At 55.2% G+C, this 259-nt stretch carries 1 tRNA gene; it reads right to left on the minus strand.

The features are described from left to right. Window positions 1-76 (minus strand) — tRNA-Ala (locus OGX95_RS00080). Between the last annotated feature and the right edge of the window lie 183 nt (window positions 77-259).

Genomic DNA, 259 nt, shown 5'->3' on the forward strand with positions numbered 1-259 from the left:
TGGTGGAGCTATGCGGGATCGAACCGCAGACCTCCTGCGTGCAAAGCAGGCGCTCTCCCAGCTGAGCTATAGCCCCATCGATGTCAAATCTCATTTACCGCAATTCGGTTCCGGGCAAGGCGTGGAATGACGAAGCATACTGAAGTATGCGAGTTATTTCACAACGCAGCACGGGAGCGAATTTGGTAGGCCTGAGTGGACTTGAACCACCGACCTCACCCTTATCAGGGGTGCGCTCTAACCACCTGAGCTACAAGCC

This window comes from Citrobacter sp. Cu233 (genome assembly GCF_030332225.1).
Classification (GTDB): Bacteria; Pseudomonadota; Gammaproteobacteria; order Enterobacterales; family Enterobacteriaceae; genus Citrobacter.